Annotated in this window: 11 protein-coding genes and 3 pseudogenes; 2 read left to right on the top strand and 12 right to left on the bottom strand. The window is 64.9% G+C overall.

The genetic code is table 11. From position 1 onward, the window contains the following. Positions 1-59: 59 nt before the first annotated feature. Positions 60-1,490: an aldehyde dehydrogenase family protein gene (locus ACQ86E_RS23580; RefSeq protein ID WP_431202023.1), complete on the bottom strand. Its 1,431-nt coding sequence runs from the start codon at positions 1,488-1,490 to the stop codon at positions 60-62. Between the two features lie 209 nt (positions 1,491-1,699). Continuing rightward, a complete protein-coding gene (locus tag ACQ86E_RS23575) occupies positions 1,700-4,063 on the bottom strand; it encodes a transketolase (protein ID WP_431202022.1) in 2,364 nt (787 codons plus the stop codon). Between the two features lie 133 nt (positions 4,064-4,196). Between ACQ86E_RS23575 and ACQ86E_RS23570 the strand changes: the two genes are divergently transcribed. Further along, on the top strand, positions 4,197-4,658 hold the full coding sequence (locus ACQ86E_RS23570; protein ID WP_375310263.1) for an Lrp/AsnC family transcriptional regulator: 462 nt from the start codon (positions 4,197-4,199) through the stop codon (positions 4,656-4,658). An 89-nt stretch (positions 4,659-4,747) separates the two neighbouring features. Next, positions 4,748-5,668: a polyphosphate kinase 2 gene (gene ppk2 / locus ACQ86E_RS23565; protein WP_431202021.1), complete on the top strand. Its 921-nt coding sequence runs from the start codon at positions 4,748-4,750 to the stop codon at positions 5,666-5,668. A gap of 96 nt (positions 5,669-5,764) precedes the next feature. On the opposite strand, the gene ACQ86E_RS23560 is transcribed toward ppk2, so the two are convergent. From ACQ86E_RS23560 to ACQ86E_RS23515, 10 genes and pseudogenes are all read right to left on the bottom strand, one after another. Beyond that, entirely contained in the window at positions 5,765-6,844 is a 1,080-nt protein-coding gene (locus ACQ86E_RS23560) for a zinc-binding dehydrogenase (RefSeq protein WP_431202020.1), read from the bottom strand. Between the two features lie 196 nt (positions 6,845-7,040). Then, positions 7,041-7,985: a DMT family transporter gene (locus ACQ86E_RS23555; RefSeq protein WP_431202019.1), complete on the bottom strand. Its 945-nt coding sequence runs from the start codon at positions 7,983-7,985 to the stop codon at positions 7,041-7,043. 198 nt (positions 7,986-8,183) lie between these two features. Then, entirely contained in the window at positions 8,184-9,023 is an 840-nt protein-coding gene (locus ACQ86E_RS23550) for an aldo/keto reductase (RefSeq protein ID WP_431202018.1), read from the bottom strand. Between the two features lie 7 nt (positions 9,024-9,030). Then, positions 9,031-9,927, bottom strand: coding sequence for an SMP-30/gluconolactonase/LRE family protein (locus tag ACQ86E_RS23545; protein WP_431206543.1), 897 nt, complete (start codon positions 9,925-9,927; stop codon positions 9,031-9,033). A 232-nt stretch (positions 9,928-10,159) separates the two neighbouring features. Then, positions 10,160-12,866 (bottom strand): annotated as a pseudogene (locus tag ACQ86E_RS23540) (molybdopterin-dependent oxidoreductase). A 1-nt stretch (position 12,867) separates the two neighbouring features. Then, a complete protein-coding gene (locus ACQ86E_RS23535) occupies positions 12,868-14,085 on the bottom strand; it encodes an NAD(P)/FAD-dependent oxidoreductase (RefSeq protein ID WP_431202017.1) in 1,218 nt (405 codons plus the stop codon). Between the two features lie 10 nt (positions 14,086-14,095). Continuing rightward, on the bottom strand, positions 14,096-14,524 hold the full coding sequence (locus ACQ86E_RS23530) for a globin family protein (protein WP_431202016.1): 429 nt from the start codon (positions 14,522-14,524) through the stop codon (positions 14,096-14,098). Positions 14,525-14,713: 189 nt separating this feature from the next. Then, on the bottom strand, positions 14,714-15,046 hold the full coding sequence (locus ACQ86E_RS23525) for a hypothetical protein (protein WP_431202015.1): 333 nt from the start codon (positions 15,044-15,046) through the stop codon (positions 14,714-14,716). Between the two features lie 63 nt (positions 15,047-15,109). Next, positions 15,110-15,283: pseudogene (locus ACQ86E_RS23520) on the bottom strand (ABC transporter ATP-binding protein); the annotation flags it as partial. A 122-nt stretch (positions 15,284-15,405) separates the two neighbouring features. Further along, positions 15,406-16,431 (bottom strand): annotated as a pseudogene (locus tag ACQ86E_RS23515) (nitrate ABC transporter ATP-binding protein); the annotation flags it as partial. Positions 16,432-16,437 lie beyond the last annotated feature (6 nt).

The following is a 16,437-nucleotide window of genomic DNA, read 5'->3' as shown; positions in this document are numbered from 1 at the left end:
ACAAGAAAAAGCCGGAGCGGTTTCCCGCTCCGGCGTCATGTTCACTCAATCGCTAAAGCTTACGCGGCGTTGAAGCCCGCGACGGCCTTCACTTCGAGGAAATCCTCAAGGCCGTACTTGCCCCACTCGCGGCCGTTGCCCGACTGCTTGTAGCCGCCGAACGGCGCGGTGCGATCGTTGGGAACGCCCTGGAGGTTGACGTTGCCCGCGCGGATCTGCCGGCCGACGCGCTTGGCGTCCTCGACGGAAGCGCCCGTGACATAGCCGGCGAGACCATAGGGCGTGTCGTTGGCGATGTGCACGGCTTCGGCCTCGTCCTTGGCGCCGATGATGGTCAGCACCGGTCCGAAGATTTCCTCGCGGGCGATCGTCATGTCGGGGGTGACGTCGGCGAAGATGGTCGGACGGACATAGAAGCCCTTGTTGACGCCTTCGGGCAGGCCCGGGCCACCCGACACGAGCGTTGCGCCCTCGTCGATACCCTTCTTGATCAAGCCCTGGATCTTGTCCCACTGGCCGCGGTTGACGACCGGGCCGATGGTGGTGCCTTCGGCGCGCGGATCGCCCGCCTTGGTCTTGTCGGCGACGGCCTTCGCGATCGCGGCGACTTCCTTCATCTTGGACAGCGGCACGATCATGCGCGAGGGCGCGTTGCAGGACTGGCCGGAGTTGTTGAACATGTGCATCACGCCGCCAGTCACGGCCTTCGTGAGGTCGGCGCCTTCGAGGATGACGTTCGGCGACTTGCCGCCCAGCTCCTGGCTGACGCGCTTGACGGTCGGCGCCGCGCGCTTGGCAACGTCGATTCCGGCGCGGGTCGAGCCGGTGAACGAGATCATGTCGATATCGGGGTGCTCGCTCATGGCGGCGCCGACCTCGGGGCCGAGACCGTTGACGAGGTTGAACACGCCCTTCGGCACGCCGGCTTCATGGAGGATTTCCGCAAAGATCAAAGCCGAGGTCGGGGTGAACTCGCTGGGCTTCAGGATCATGGTGCAGCCGGCGGCGAGCGCCGGCGCGACCTTGCAGGCGATCTGGTTGAGCGGCCAGTTCCAGGGCGTGATCATGCCGACCACGCCGATCGGCTCGCGCAGCACCATGGCGGTGCCGACGGGCTCCTCGAAATGATAGTTCTTGAGCACGTCCAGCGTGGTCATGAGATGGCCGAGGCCAGCGCCGGCCTGGAGCTTTTCGGCCATCGGCAGCGGGGCGCCCATCTCGTCGGAGACGGCGGCACCGATTTCCTTGAGACGGCCCTTGTAGACCTCGATGACCTTGGTGAGCAGCGCGACGCGCTCGTCACGGCTGGTCTGGGAGAACGTTGCAAAGGCGCGCTTGGCGGCGGCGACGGCCTTGTCCACGTCAGCCTTGGAGCCCAGCGCAACCTCGTACATCGCCTCTTCCGTCGCGGGGTTCACCACGGCGGTGGACTTCTTGACGGCGGGATCGACCCAGGCGCCGTCGATGTAGAATTGCATGCGATTGACCATCGTTAACCTCTTCTTGGGGGTATGGTGGGGGCGTTTCGGCAGGCATCCTTGCACGAAAGCGCCAGCAATTGAACCCGCCATATGCGGGGCCAGCGTTGCGGCGGACGGGGCTTATATGAGCCGATGGCGGGAGCGAGGCAAGGCTCCCCCAGCCGTCATTCCGGGGCGCGACAAAGTCGCGAGCCCGGAATGAATGGCGGTTACCTCAGCTAGACCGCCATCTTGCGATGCACGATCGGCGCGCCGGCGGTGAGGCTTTCCGCCGCATCGATGATCGCGTTGGCGTCGATGCCGTAGTGGCGATAAAGGTCGGCAATGGTGCCGGTCTGGCCGAACTGCTCGACGCCGAGTGCCTCGACGCGATGGCCGCGGACGCTGCCGAGCCAGCCCAGCGCGGACGGATGGCCGTCGATCACGGTCACGATGCCGCAGTCGCGCGGCAAGGGCGCCAGCAGTTTTTCGATATGGCTGAGATGCTGCACGCCTCGACGATCGCGCCGCAATTTTCGCGCGGCGGTCCAGCCCGCATGCAGGCGGTCGGCCGAGGTGATCGCGAGCAGGCCTATGTCGCGGCGGCTCTCGCCGATGAAGCCGGTCGCCTCGATCGCTTCGGGCGCGACCGCGCCGGTATAGGCGATCACGAGTTCGGCATTCGGGCCCGGCTTGCGCAGCCAGTAGGCGCCGTCGGTAATGCCCTGCACCAGTTCCGGCGTCATGATACGCTGCGCCTGCTCGATGCTGCGCGTCGACAGACGAAGGTACACGGAACCGCCCTCGCCCGGATCTCGCTGCATGTGCTCAAAGCCCCAGCCCATGATCACGGCGAGTTCGTCGACGAAGGCCGGCTCGAACGAGGCGAGCCCGTCCTGCGCCATGCCGATCAGCGGCGTTGCGATCGACTGATGCGCTCCGCCTTCGGGCGCAAGCGTGATGCCGGACGGCGTCGCCGCCACCATGAACCGGGCGTCCTGGTAACAGGCATAGTTCAGCGCATCGAGCCCGCGCTCGATGAAGGGATCATAGAGCGTGCCGACCGGCAGCAGCCGCTCGCCGTTGATCTGGTGCGACAGGCCGAGCGCCGAGAGCATGATGAACAGGTTCATCTCGGCAATGCCGAGCTCGAGATGCTGGCCCTTGGGCGAGAAGTCCCAGTTGAACGTGGACGGAATTTTCTCGCTGCGGAATAAATCCGCCTTCTCGCCGCGGGCAAACAGGCCGCGCCGGTTCACCCAGGGACCGAGATTGGTCGACACGGTGACGTCGGGCGACGTCGTGACGATGCGCTGCGCAAGCTCGCTGTCGCCGCGCGCGATCTCGTTCAGCACGAGACCGAAGCCCTGCTGGGTCGACATCTGCGGCGAAGGCTTGAAGGCGAGTTGCGAGGGCACCTCGACCACCGGTGCAGTGAGCCGGCGGCCATCCTGATTGAAAGGCACACGCGCGAGGAAGGCATCAAGTTCGGCGGCATCCTGCGCGAGGCCCTCGTATCTGTCCCATTCGTGGCCGGGGCGGATGTTCTGGCTCTCGCGATATTTTTCCATCTGCGCGACCGTCATCAGGCCGGCATGGTTGTCCTTGTGGCCCTGGAACGGCAGGCCGACACCCTTGATGGTGTAAGCGATGAAGCAGACCGGGCGATCGTGATCGATGGACTCGAAGGCGTCCAGCATGCTCGCCATGTCGTGGCCGCCGAGGTTCGACATCAGCGCCAGCAACTCCTCGTCGCTGCGCTTGTCGATCAGTTTCGTGATCGGTCCCTGGTCGCCGATCTCGTCGTGCAGATATTTGCGGAAGGCCGCTCCGCCCTGGAAGCACAGCGCCGCGTAGAGCGCGTTCGGGCAATTGTCGATCCAGCGCTTCAGCGCGTCGCCGCCGGGTTCGGCGAACGCTTCGCGCATTAGGCGGCCGTATTTCACGATGACCACGTCCCAGCCGAAATTACGGAACATGGTCTCGAACTTTTCCCAGAGGCCTTCGCGCACGACGGCGTCGAGCGACTGGCGGTTATAGTCCACCACCCACCAGGTGTTGCGCAGGCCGTGCTTCCAACCTTCGGCCAGCGCCTCCCAGATGTTGCCCTCGTCCATCTCGGCGTCGCCGACCAGCGCGATCATCCGCCCCTCGCGGCGATCCTTCATCCAGCCATGCGCCTTGACGTAGTCCTGCACCAGCGAGGCGAACAGCGTCTGCGCGACGCCGAGGCCGACCGAGCCGGTCGAGAAATCGACGTCATCGACGTCCTTGGTGCGCGAGGGATAGGACTGCGCGCCCTTGAAGCCGCGAAAGTTCTCCAGTTTCTCGCGGCTCTGCCGGCCGAACAGATATTGGATGGCGTGAAACACCGGGCTCGCATGCGGCTTCACGGCGACGCGATCTTCAGGCCGCAGGACGTGGAAATACAGCGCCGACATGATTGTCGCGAGCGAGGCCGACGAGGCTTGGTGGCCGCCGACCTTCAGGCCGTCCGTGCTCGGGCGGATGTGGTTGGCGTGGTGGATGGTCCATGACGACAGCCACAGTGCCTTGCGGCTGAGGGCGGTCAGGGTTTCGAGGCGGGCGGACTCGACGGGCATGGCGATGCTCCGGAAAAAATATGGCCAATCATACCCCTGCGGGTTGCGCCAGATTTCTCAATTTTTCGCGTCATACCCTCAGATATTGGGATATCATACCAAGGAAGTCCCTAATAAGGGAGGTTCCGTCCCAATGCCCGAACTCGACGCCATCGACCGCAAGATTCTTGCTTTGCTCCAGAACGACAGCCGGCTGACCATGCAGGAGCTTGCCGACAAGGTCGGGCTTTCGGTCTCGCCCTGCCACCGCCGGGTCAAGCTGCTGGAACAGCGTGGTGTCATCTCGCGCTACATCGCGACCGTCGACCAGAAAGCGCTGGGGCTGCATGTCAGTGTCTTCATCTCGATCAAGCTGGCGCGGCAGAAGGAGGAGGATCTCAACCGCTTCGCCCGCGCGATCTCGAAATGGGACGAAGTGCTGGAATGCTATCTGATGACCGGCAACCGCGATTATCTGTTGCGCGTCGTCGCGGCCGACCTCGCCTCCTACGAGACCTTCCTGAAGACCAAGCTGACCCGGCTCGACGGCATCGCCTCGATCGAGTCGAGCTTTGCGCTCAGTCAGGTCAAATACTCGATCGCCCTTCCGGTGTGATGGCCTGCCGGACGCCCGGTGTCACATGGACGCAATAAACCCCGTCAATGGTCATGAGCGACAGGCATATCAGCGTGAGAGAAGGACCCATGACCGCATCCAATCGCACCCCTGAAATGGCCGAGCGCGAGCGCATCATCCGGGAAATGACCGACGATCTCGACGAAGAACTGGAGATGGAGTTCGACGACAGCAGGCTCGACGAGTTGCTGGACGAATGCGGCACGCTGGGCCCGACGGTCGACCGAAAACTCTATTTCCGGGAACTGCTCCGGCTCCAGGGCGAATTGGTGAAACTCCAGGACTGGGTGCAGAGCGAGAAGAAGAAGGTCGTCGTGCTGTTCGAGGGGCGCGACTCCGCCGGCAAGGGCGGCGTCATCAAGCGCATCACCCAGCGGCTCAATCCCCGCATCTGCCGCGTCGCCGCACTTCCGGCGCCGAGCGAGCGCGAGCGCACGCAATGGTATTTCCAGCGCTACGTCTCGCACCTGCCGGCCGGCGGCGAGATCGTGTTGTTCGACCGCAGCTGGTACAACCGCGCCGGCGTCGAGCGGGTGATGGGTTTCTGCTCGGAGGACGAGTATCAGGAATTCTTCAAGACGGTGCCGGAGTTCGAGCGGATGCTGATCCGCTCCGGCATCATCCTGGTCAAATACTGGTTCTCGATCACGGACGACGAGCAGCAGTTCCGCTTCAGCATGCGCATCAGGGACCCGCTCAAGCAATGGAAGCTGAGCCCGATGGACGTCGAGTCGCGCAGCCGATGGGAGGCGTACACCAAGGCCAAGGAGACGATGCTGGAGCACACCCACCTGCCGGACTCGCCGTGGTGGATCGTCGACGCCGTGGACAAGAAGCGCGCCCGGCTCAATTGCATCGCGCATCTCTTGACCCAGATGCCGTACCAGGAGGTCGCCCGCGTGCCGGTGGTGCTGCCGCCGCGCGTCCGCAATCCCGACTATCACCGCGGCCCGATCCCGCCGGAGATGTACGTGCCGTCGAAATATTGAAAGGTCTCGTAAGGTGGGCAAAGCGTGGCGTGCCCACAAGCGTTGCGTTGGATGGTGGGCATGGCGCTGTGCGCCTTTGCCTACCCTACGAGACCGTCATCGCCACGGCTGCACGATGATCTTGGTGTGCGCCTCGGGATTGACGAGGTCGGCAAAGGCTTTTGCGACGCCGTCGAGACCGACCTCGGCGGTGACCATCGCGGCCGCATCCACCTGCCCTTCCGCGATCAGGCGCAGCGACGCTGCGAACTCGTCCGGCGTGTAGCCGAGCACGTACTGGACGTTGAGCTCCTTCATGATGCCGAGCATGGGCTCGCTTCTGTCGGTCTCCATGCAGACGCCGACCACGACGATCCTGGCATCGCGCGGCGCGCCCTCGAACACCTGCTGCAACAGGCCAGGCACGCCGACGCATTCGAAGATGATCGCAGGCTTGAGCGCCGGCAACATCGCCTGCAACGGAGGCCGCGCCGCCTTCTCCGCCTCCGACATCTGCGCGTGCTCGGCCCAGGTCGCATAGGGCTGCGACAACCTGGGATCGACGACGATGTCGGCGCCGAGCTTTGCCGCGAGCGCGCGCCGCGCCGGCGAATAGTCGGCGGCGACGATCGGATGCAGCCCCCTCAGCTTCAGCGCAGCGATGACAGCAAGCCCGACCGGCCCGCAACCGATGACAAGCGGCACCTCGCCGCCCCGGATGTCGGCCTTGGCCACGGCATGAACGCCGACCGCCAGCGGCTCGGTCAACGCGGCGTGGTCGGGCGCCAGACCATTGGGCACTTCCAGCAGCAGCGGCTCGCTCAGCAGCATCGCTTCGGCGTAGCCGCCGAGATTCTCGTTGGAATAGCCGATGCCCTCGATGCCCTGCGGTGTCAGCAGCGCCGGCAGCGAGCAGACGCGGGTGCGGGGCTTGAGCTTGCGCACCGTGCCCGGGCCGTAATCGACGATCTCGCAGCAGAACTCGTGGCCGAACACGACATCACGGGCGAGGTCCATCGGCTTGCGTCCGACCTTCTTCGACATCTCCGCCATGCGTTGGGCGTGCTGGCGCGCGTGCAGGTCGGAGCCGCAGATGCCGCAGGCGAGCGTCCTAACCATTACCTGGCCGGGGCCCGGCTTCGGCTCGACGATCCGGTCGACGACGATCTCACCGTTCCTGAAGATTGCGGCGCGCATCGGGAGTTTCCTCGGGATTGTTCTTGTGGGGGTCACGTGACGCTACCAAGCGTAGCGCATCAAACCCTTGCCGGCATAGGACTTCGTCACGTCCGAGAACTGCCCCTCGAAGGTCACTGCCGTGGACCATCCGTTCATCCAGTTCATCTCCGCCGAGGCAGCCGCAGCACCGCAAACGCGTCGGTCGCGGATTCCGTCAGGCGTTGGGCGAAGGCTCGCCGGCCGTCGCCAGCAATTGCGAGCGGCGCACGCGCTCGCGATGGGCGATGTAGAGACCGCTGGCGACGATGAAGGCCGCGCCGGTGATGGTCCAGACGTCAGGCACTTCGCCAAAGATGAAGAAACCCAAAATGCTGACCCACAGCAATTGGGTGTAGGAGAACGGCGCCAGCACCGAAGCATCGCCGTAGCGATAGGCCAGCACGACGATCCACTGGCCGACGGTGGAGAAGACACCGATCAGGATGCCGAAGCCGATCGCGCTCCAGCTCGGCGTCACCCAGACGAACGGCACCATCAGGCTGAGGATCACAACGCCCGTCAGCGCCGAATAGGCCATGGTCGTGACCACGGCTTCGCGCCCGCTCATCATGCGCGTCAGGATCAGCGCGGCGGCCCAGCAGAACGCGGAGATGATCGGGAAGAACGCGGCGGCGTGGAACGCGCTCGAGCCCGGGCGCAAAATGATCATCACGCCCGTCAGGCCAATTGCGGTGGCGATCCAGCGGCGCATACCCACCTTCTCGCTCAGGAAGACGATCGACAGCGCGGTGACGAACAGCGGCGAGACGAAGCCCGTGGCGGAGGCTTCCGCGATCGGCAGGAAGCTCAGGCCGGTGATGAAGAACAGTGACGAACCGAGGAGCGCCGCGCCGCGCATCAGTTGCAGACCAAGTCGCTCGGTGCGCATCGCATAGATCGGAGAAACCGGCAGCATCACCGGCGTGAACATTAGCGCGAAGGTGACGAAGCGGATCCAGGTGATCTCGATCGAGGGCAGGCTCGACGAGAGGTATTTCGCGGTCGTGTCGGAGCAGCCGAGGAACACCGTCGACAGCAGCACCAGCGCGATGCCCTTGAAAGGATGATCGACGCGCGCGGGGGCACGGCGAACTTCGTGCTTTTTCTCCGGAACGGGCATGGGAATACTGTCGAGCCTTGCGGCTGCAGCGGGCGGCGGTGTCACGGCTGGAACCTGGGAAAAGTCGATTCGGGAACGGTCGTAAAAAACGACAAATGTGCCGCTTTCACAACTTCCGAAAACAGGATGCCGATATGCGCCGATCGCCGCGTGCGTCAATGTTTCATTAAGAATGCGAGCAGCACGCGCTTTGCTGCACTACAGCATGGGCAAACCGCGCGGTTTCGGACCGCGCGGAAACGCCGCATCGAGCGTCGAAATCTCATCCTTCGTCAGCACGAGATCGCCGGCCGCGGCATTCTCGCCGGCATGTTCCGCCGACGACGCCTTCGGGATCGCAAACACCGTAGTCGCCCGGGTGAGGAAGCTCAGCGCGACCTGACGCGGCGTCGCACGACGTGCCTCCGCAATGCGCGCAAGCACGGCGCCGCCCTTGCTGTTGCTTGCTGGAAAATCGTCGTGACCGAACGGCGAATAGGCGACGACGGCGACACCATGCGTCTCGCACCACGGGATCACCGCATGCTCGATCGCGCGCTCCTTCAGATGGTAGAGCACCTGATTGCAGGCGATGCGGCCCTCGCCCGCGGCATCGAGAACTTCGTCGAGATCGTCAGCATCGAAATTCGAAACGCCCCAGGATTTGATCTTGCCCGCCTTCACCAACTCCTCGAATGCAGCGACGGTATCTTCCAGCGGATAGGAGCCGCGCCAGTGCAGCAGATAGCAATCGAGGCGATCGGTCTTCAGCCGCCTCAGCGAGCGTTCGCAGGCCGCGATGGTGCCGCGACGCGACGCATTGCTCGGCAGCACCTTCGAGACGAGGAACACTTGGTCGCGACGTCCCGCAATCGCATCCGCGATGACCAGCTCGGCGTCGCCGTACATTTCAGCGGTGTCGATGTGCGTCATGCCGACGTCCAGCCCGCGCTGAAGCGCCGCGACCGCGCGGTTGCGATCGCCGTGGTCGAGATACCAAGTGCCCTGCCCGATGACGGAAACGCTGGCGCCGGTTTGGCCGAAGGGGTTTGATTTCATATCAAGCTCACAATCCGCTGATGTCCGCGACCAGCACGCTGCCGGTCCCGGACTCCGTGATGTAGAGCCGGTCCTTCTTCGCGCCACCAATCGCGACATTGGTGCAGCTCGGTCCGGTGCACGACTTGACCCGCGCGATCAGTTCGCCATTCGGCGCGAACACGAAGACGTGGCCGAGCGAGGCGTGGCCGACGAACAGGCGGCCGGCCGCATCCATCGTCATGCCATCGGGGCCACTGGTGCCGAACAGCGAGCAGAAGCGCCCGACCTTCGACACGCTGCCGTCCTGCATGAACGGCAGCCGCCACACCGAATTGTCGCGTGTCATGGCGACGAACAGCACGGTTTCGCCGGGATCGAGCACCAGGCCGTTCGGGCTGATGCCGGTATTGATCAGGCAATCGAGCCGGCCACCAGGCGTCAGCCGATAAACCCGCCCGCTGGGATCATGCAGGCCGGTCTGGCCCTGATCGGTGAAAAAGATGTCGCCGTTGGAGGCGAGATGCAGGTCATTGCAGCCGCGGAACGATTCCGAATTGCGCGCGGTCAGGATCGGCTTGATGCGACCGGCTTTGGCGTCGAGCTCCATGATGCCGTGCATGTAGTCGGCGACCAGGATGCGGCCGTCGGCCGCGATCTTCAGCCCGTTCGGCCAGCCCTCGTATTCAATCACCAGCGACCATTCGCCGTCGGGCGCGATGCGAAAGATCCGGCCAAAGGGAATATCGACGACGTAGAGATGGCCATCCTTGTCGAATGACGGCCCCTCGATGAAGCTGTCGGTCGGCACACCCGGACGGTTCGCATCGGCCCAATCCGTCCGCTCGCTCTTGCGGCGGAACTTGTCGGGCATGGCGGAGAAGATTTTTGTTTCGATCAGGCGCGGCGGCGTTTCCAGGTACATCATTTTTGTTTTTGTGGCTGTTGATGGAGAGTGCGCGGCACCATAGGGCACAATGAAGGGGGCGTCGATGGGCTGAGGCATGGCGCCCCGCCCTCGCTGTCATTCCCCGCGAAAGCGGGGAATCCAGTACGCCGTGGCTCACCGTTTGATCACAGATGCCTCGGCGTACTGGATCGCCCGGTCAAGCCGGGCGATGACGGCGGAGCACGAGGCGACGACCGAGAAAGTCGCCCTACCCCGCCGCGCTCGCGACCTTCACCTGCTTTGCCGGCGCCACGTCCGTCGTCGCGATGAGCCGCTTCAGCTCGGGGATACAGGAGCCGCAATTGGTCCCCGCCTTGAGCTTGGTGCCGATCTCGGCGGCCGTGCGCGCGCCGGCTGCGATGGTGTCGCAGATGGTGCCGCGGCCGACGCCGAAGCAGGCGCAGACGACGGGGCCGGTCGAGGCCAAGCCATCGCTGGACTTGCCCGACAGCAGCATGCGGCGCTGGTCGTCGGTGACGCGATCGGCCACGAACAGGCTCTTCACCACCTCCCAGTCGCCGGCGTCATGGGCGGGGCCGACGAACAGACAGGTCTCGATGCGGTCGCCCCCAAACGAGGCTGCGCGATAAACCCCGCCGCCAAAGTCGCGATAGTCGGCAACGTCTTCGCCGGCAACGCTCTCGAGCTCAGGCCGGCCAGCGCGACAGATCGGCATTGTCGGCGAAGAGATAACCAAAGCCGCCTGCGACCGTGACACGCGTCCACAGCAGACTGGGTGGCAGCTCCAGCTCCCTTCGCGACAGCGCAAAGCCGCGGAAGACGTATTCATACGGCGCAATCGCAACCGGCGTCGCCTTGGCCTCTGGCTGCCCCGAGAACGGATCGGTGAACGGTGCAACCAGTGCACCGACGCGGCCATGCGAGGCGTTCGTCGCGCTCCAGTGGATGGGCGCGAACAACGTGCCGCGCTGCTGCCGATCGCTGACGACGACCTTCAGGATGCACTGGCCGTAGTCGGTGGTGATGCGGGCGTAGCCGTCGTGGGCGATGTTGTACTTGTTGGCATCATCAGGGTGGATCTCGACGAACGGCTCGGGCATGTGAGCGCCCAGCCGCGGGCTGAGACCGGTGCGCGTCATGGTGTGCCACTGATCGCGGATGCGCCCGGTGTTGAGCCGCAGGGGCCGCGACGGCCCGGTCTCGCCGCGCAGCGACGGCACCTCGGGCGCGACGAAGCGACCCTTGCCGTCATTGGTGAAGAAGCCGCCGGCTGCGAAGAAGCGCTCGCCGGGCACTTCGCCTTCGCGCGCCGGCCATTGCACCGGCTTCAAGGCATCGAAGGCGTCGTCGGACAGTGAGGTCAGCGAACCGATGTCGAAATCGCGACTGCCATTATTCTCGAACGCCGAGAGTGCAGCGTGCTCGCGGAAGATGTCGGCAGCGGATCTGTAATTGAAGCTGTCGCCGAAGCCTAGACGCTTTGCGGTCTCGCTCAGGATCCACCAATCCGGCCGTGCCTCGCCCGGCGCCGGCAGGAACGAGCGCTGGCGCGAGATGCGGCGTTCGGAATTGGTGACGGTGCCCGACTTCTCGCCCCAGGCCAGCGCGGGCAGCAGCACATGCGGGCCGGCCTCGACGGTGTCGTTGGAGAGGACGTTCTCGGAGACCACGAAAAGCTCGAGCTTCTTCAGGGCCTCGCGCACGACGTCGGCATCGGGCAGCGACACCGCGGGGTTGGTGCCCATCACCCACAGCGCCTTGACCTCGCCGCGGCTGATGGCCTCGAACAGCTGCACCGCCTTCAGCCCTTCGTGGGTGGCGATGCGCGGCGCCTTCCAGAACCGTCGCACGCGATCGATGTCCGGCGGCGTGAAGTTCATGTGCGCGGCGAGCTGGTTGGCAAGGCCGCCGACCTCCCGGCCGCCCATCGCATTGGGCTGGCCGGTGAGCGAGAACGGCGAGGCGCCCGGCTTGCCGATGCGCCCGGTGGCGAGATGGCAGTTCAGGATCGCGTTGACCTTGTCCGTGCCTTGCGCCGACTGGTTGACGCCCTGCGAATAGAGCGTGACGACACGCTCGGTATCGCGGAACATCTTGAAGAAGGCCGCAACGTCCTGTTCGGAGAGACCCGTCGCGAGCGCGGTCGCGGCAACGCTGCCGGCCATGTTCCGCGCCCGTGCCAGCGCGTCGTCGAAGCCCGACGTGTTTTGCGCAATGTAGTCCTTGTCCAGCGCGCCATTGTCGGCGAGGTGAACGAACAGGCCGGAGAACAGCGCCGTGTCGGTGCCGGGCTTAAGTCCGAGGAACAGATCGACATCGCTGGCGGTGTCGGTGCGGCGCGGATCGATCACGATCATGCGCGCGCCGCGCTCCTGCCGATTCCTGAGCATGCGCTGGAACAACACGGGGTGGCACCAGGCGGCGTTCGAGCCGACGAAGACGAGTAAATCGGCCTGGTCGAGATCCTCGTAACAGCCGGGCACGGTATCGGCGCCGAAGGCGCGGCGGTGGCCGGCGACCGAGGACGACATGCAGAGCCGCGAATTGGTGTCGACATTGGCGGTGCCGACAAAGCCCTTCATCAGCTTGTTGGCGACGTAGTAATCCTCGGTGAGAAGCTGGCCGGAGAGATAGAACGCGACCGCATCGGCGCCGTCGCGCGCGATGATGTGCTGCATGCGGTGGGCGACGTGATCGAGCGCATCGCTCCAGGCCACGCGCTCCAGCACGCCCTTGCAGCGGATCATCGGATAGAGCAGCCGGCTTTCCAGCCCGACAGTCTCGCCGAGCGCCGAGCCCTTCGAGCACAGCCGGCCGAAATTGGCGGGATGATCGGGATCGCCCGCGATCGCTGCCCCGCCCTTGCCGTCGGGTGTTGCGAGCATGCCGCAGCCGACGCCGCAATAGGGGCAGGTCGTCCTGGTGGCGCGGAACGAGGGATCGATCACCGTCATATCAAGCGGCCTTTGGCGGCAGCGCAAGCGCGCGACCGAACATCATGTCGCTACGGATCGCGGTGACCTTGTCGCGATTGCGGATCAGCTCGAGATACCAGAGCGCGTCGGCGGTATCGCCGATCAGCACCGCGCCGGTGAGCCGGCCGTCGGCGATGACGAGCTTCTTGTAGGTGCCGCGCCGGCGATCGGTGAGCACGAGGCTCTCGCTGCCGTCCCCGCCTATGAAGTCCCCGGCGGAGAACACGCTGACGCCGGACACTTTCAGATTGGTCGAGACCACGCTGCCCTGATAGGCGACGGGACGGCCGGCGAGATGCCGCGCCAGCACGCGCGCCTGCTCGTAGGCCGGCTCGACCAGGCCATAGCAGGTGCCGCGATGCTCGGCGCATTCGCCGAGCGCGTAGATTCCGGGCGACGCCGTCTGCATCTCGTCGTCGACGACGATGCCGCGATTGACCGCGATGCCGGCGTCCCTGGCCAGCGCGATATTGGGACGGATGCCGGCAGCGAAGATCACCGCATCTGCCTCGATGCGGCTGCCGTCGGCGAGTTCGACGGCTTCGACATGACCATCGCCATGAATGCATTTCGTGCTGGCATTGAGCAGGATACGGATGCCCTTGCGCTCGACCAGCGTCTTGAGCAGATCGGCTGCCGGCAGATCGAGCTGGCGCTCCATCAGCCGGTCCATCAAGTGCAGCAGCGTGACGGGCGCGCCGGCCTTGGCGAGGCCGTAGGCCGCTTCGAGCCCGAGCAGGCCGCCGCCAACCACCACGACGCGCTTCCTGCCGGCGGCGAGCGCCAGCAGCAAATCGACGTCGCGGGTGTCGCGGAAAGTATGGACGCCGGTGAGATCGGCGCCGGGTACACTGAGCCGCAACGGTATCGAGCCAGTGGCGAGCACGAGCTTGGAATATTGCATGCTCTCTTCGCCCTCGATCTTGAGCTCGCGGCGGCCGGTGTCGATCTCGGTGACGCGGTAGCCATAGCGGACGGTGACGCCGCGATGGCGCCACCAGTCCGCCGGCCGAAGCTCGATCTCGTGCGAGCCGGTCTCACCAGCGAGCACGGAGGAGAGCAGCACGCGATTGTAAGCGAGCCGCGGTTCTTCGCCGATCACCGCGACCGCATAGCGGCCGAGCGCGGCCTTGGCGAGCTCGTCGACCAGACGTGCGGCCGCCATACCATTACCGACGATGATGAGCGGTTCACTCACAAGGCACCTCCTATTCAGCGGCCTGCGGCTGCGCGCCATACGCCTCGGAAATCATGAATCCCGACAGCACGCCGTAGGCGTCGGTCCAGGCCGTGGCAAGTTCGGGCGTCCAGGCTTCGCCAAGGCCCTTCTCCAGGGTCCACAGCAAGGTCGCCCCGACCACGGGATAGTGCTCGGCCTTGGCGCCGTAGGCGACATGACGCTTGGCGAGCGCGGAGGCCGCGGGAAGAATCGTCTCGAGGTTCGACAGGCCGCTGACGACCGCGGCGAGCATGCCCATCAGCTTCTTGCGCTGCTCGGTCATGTCCTCGGGAAACATCGCGCGCACCGACGGCGCCACCTCGAACAGGCGGTCGTAGAACAACACGGAAGCCGCTTCGGAAATCGGCGCGACCTTGGAAAAGCTCTGCTGGACGAGGGTGATCTGTTCGGGCGTCATGATGTGATCCTGTCTGTTTCGGTTTGCCTTGGTGCGCGCCGTTGCGAACAAGGTTCATGGGTCAAACGTCATCAGCGGGACTTCTCCCCGCATACGGGGAGAAGCGACAATCATGCCAAACTCGGACGCGCGCCCCAGCCAGGCTTGGCGCGCCATCAGTCCGGCGGGAGGCGCAGTCCCGAAGGTCGCTCAAGCGGCTTCCGGACTGACCGCGGCGGATGCTGCGGGCACCTTGGGCGCGGCGCCATGCTCGTAGGCTTCGAGGAAATCGAGCAGCTCGCGACGATAGCGGTAGTAATTGGGATGCTCGAGCAGAGCCTTTCGCGTGCGCGGCCGCGGAATGTCGACCTCCATGATATGGCCGATCCGGGCGTTGGGTCCGTTGGTCATCATCACCACCCGATCGGCGAGCAGGATTGCCTCGTCGACGTCGTGGGTCACGCACATCGCCGTCACCTGCGTTCGCTTCCAGACCTCCATCAGCACCTCCTGGAGGTCCCAGCGGGTGAGGCTATCGAGCATGCCGAACGGCTCGTCCAGCAAGAGCAATTTCGGCGACAGTGCAAAGGCGCGCGCGATGCCGACCCGCTGGCGCATGCCGTTCGACATCGCCGCGGCCTGCTTATCGAACGAGTCCGCAAGCCCGACCCGCTCGAGGTAATAGTCAACGATTTCGTCGCGCTGCCGCCGGGTGGCGTGCGGGTAGACACGATCGACACCGAGCGCAACGTTCTCGCGTGCCGTGAGCCAGGGAAACAGCGAAGGTGCCTGGAATACGACTGCGCGATCCGGACCGGCGCCCGTGACCTCGCGGCCATCGAGGATGATTCCCCAAGCGAGACCTCATTGAGACCCGCGGTCATCGACAGGACCGTCGATTTCCCGCAGCCGGAATGACCGATCACCGAGATGAACTCGCCCTTGCGAACCTTGAGATCGAAGTTCTCCACGATGGTCAGCGGTCCCGTCGGCGTGGGGTAGACCTTCGAGAGCTGGGAGAACTCGAGATAGCGGTCCGTGTTGAAAGTGACGGCAGCGGCCGCCTTCTGATAGGCCGCCGGCGGCTTTTCCATTTGCGTGATGGACACCACGTTGGGCAGCGTGCGAACCGTCACGTCCGTGCGAGCCGAACGCTTGTTCACCACGTCCAGGAGATAGCCGGTAACGGCCTGCCGCAACTGCATGAAATGCGGATCCTCGTTGATCATGGAGCGGTCACGCGGACGCGGGATGTCGACCTCGAACTGCTGGCCCAGCGTCGCATCCGGGCCGGGCAAAAGCGGAATGATGCGATCGGCGAGCAGGATCGCCTCGTCGACATCGTTGGTGATCAGTACCACGGTGCGCTTGTCGCGCGACCAGATGTCCACGATCTCGTCCTGGAGCTTGGCGCGGGTCAACGCGTCGAGTGCCGACAGCGGCTCGTCGAGCAGCAATATCTCCGGGCTGGTTGCAAGTGCACGGGCAACGGCAACGCGCTGGCGCATGCCGCCGGACAATTCGGCCGGCAGACGCGTCGCCGCGTGCGATAACCCGACCATGTCGATGTAGCGATCGACGCGGCTGGCGCGCTGAGCTCTGCTTTCACTGGCAAACACCTGATCGACTGCCAGGGCAACGTTGCCGCGTACCGTAAGCCAAGGCATCAGGGAATATGACTGAAACACGATGCCACGGTCCGGCCCGGGGCCCACGACCGGCTTGCCCTTGAGCGTGATGTCGCCGGCATCCGGCTGCACCAGCCCGGCGATCGCCGAAATCAGCGTCGTCTTGCCGCTGCCGGAAAAGCCCACGATGGCGATGAACTCGCCCTCCGCGACCTCCAGATTGACGTTCGACAGCACGTTGGTGCGCTTGGCCCCGGCCCCGTAACTCTTGCTTATTCCCTTCAGCGACAGGAAAGACATCGGGCT

This window comes from Bradyrhizobium betae (assembly GCF_050632175.1).
Classification (GTDB): Bacteria; Pseudomonadota; Alphaproteobacteria; order Rhizobiales; family Xanthobacteraceae; genus Bradyrhizobium; species Bradyrhizobium betae_B.
Note: the sequence above shows the minus strand (reverse complement) of the source record. Positions and strands in the feature narration are given on the sequence as shown.

Bases quoted from the DNA above. Each gene is read 5' to 3' on its own strand.
- ACQ86E_RS23580 (WP_431202023.1), bottom strand. From the start codon at position 1,490: ATGGTCAATCGCATGCAATTCTACATCGACGGCGCCTGGGTCGATCCC.
- ACQ86E_RS23575 (WP_431202022.1), bottom strand. From the start codon at position 4,063: ATGCCCGTCGAGTCCGCCCGCCTCGAAACCCTGACCGCCCTCAGCCGC.
- ACQ86E_RS23570 (WP_375310263.1), top strand. From the start codon at position 4,197: ATGCCCGAACTCGACGCCATCGACCGCAAGATTCTTGCTTTGCTCCAG.
- ppk2 (WP_431202021.1), top strand. From the start codon at position 4,748: ATGACCGCATCCAATCGCACCCCTGAAATGGCCGAGCGCGAGCGCATC.
- ACQ86E_RS23560 (WP_431202020.1), bottom strand. From the start codon at position 6,844: ATGCGCGCCGCAATCTTCAGGAACGGTGAGATCGTCGTCGACCGGATC.
- ACQ86E_RS23555 (WP_431202019.1), bottom strand. From the start codon at position 7,985: ATGCCCGTTCCGGAGAAAAAGCACGAAGTTCGCCGTGCCCCCGCGCGC.
- ACQ86E_RS23550 (WP_431202018.1), bottom strand. From the start codon at position 9,023: ATGAAATCAAACCCCTTCGGCCAAACCGGCGCCAGCGTTTCCGTCATC.
- ACQ86E_RS23545 (WP_431206543.1), bottom strand. From the start codon at position 9,927: ATGTACCTGGAAACGCCGCCGCGCCTGATCGAAACAAAAATCTTCTCC.
- ACQ86E_RS23530 (WP_431202016.1), bottom strand. From the start codon at position 14,524: ATGACGCCCGAACAGATCACCCTCGTCCAGCAGAGCTTTTCCAAGGTC.
- ACQ86E_RS23525 (WP_431202015.1), bottom strand. From the start codon at position 15,046: ATGCTCGATAGCCTCACCCGCTGGGACCTCCAGGAGGTGCTGATGGAG.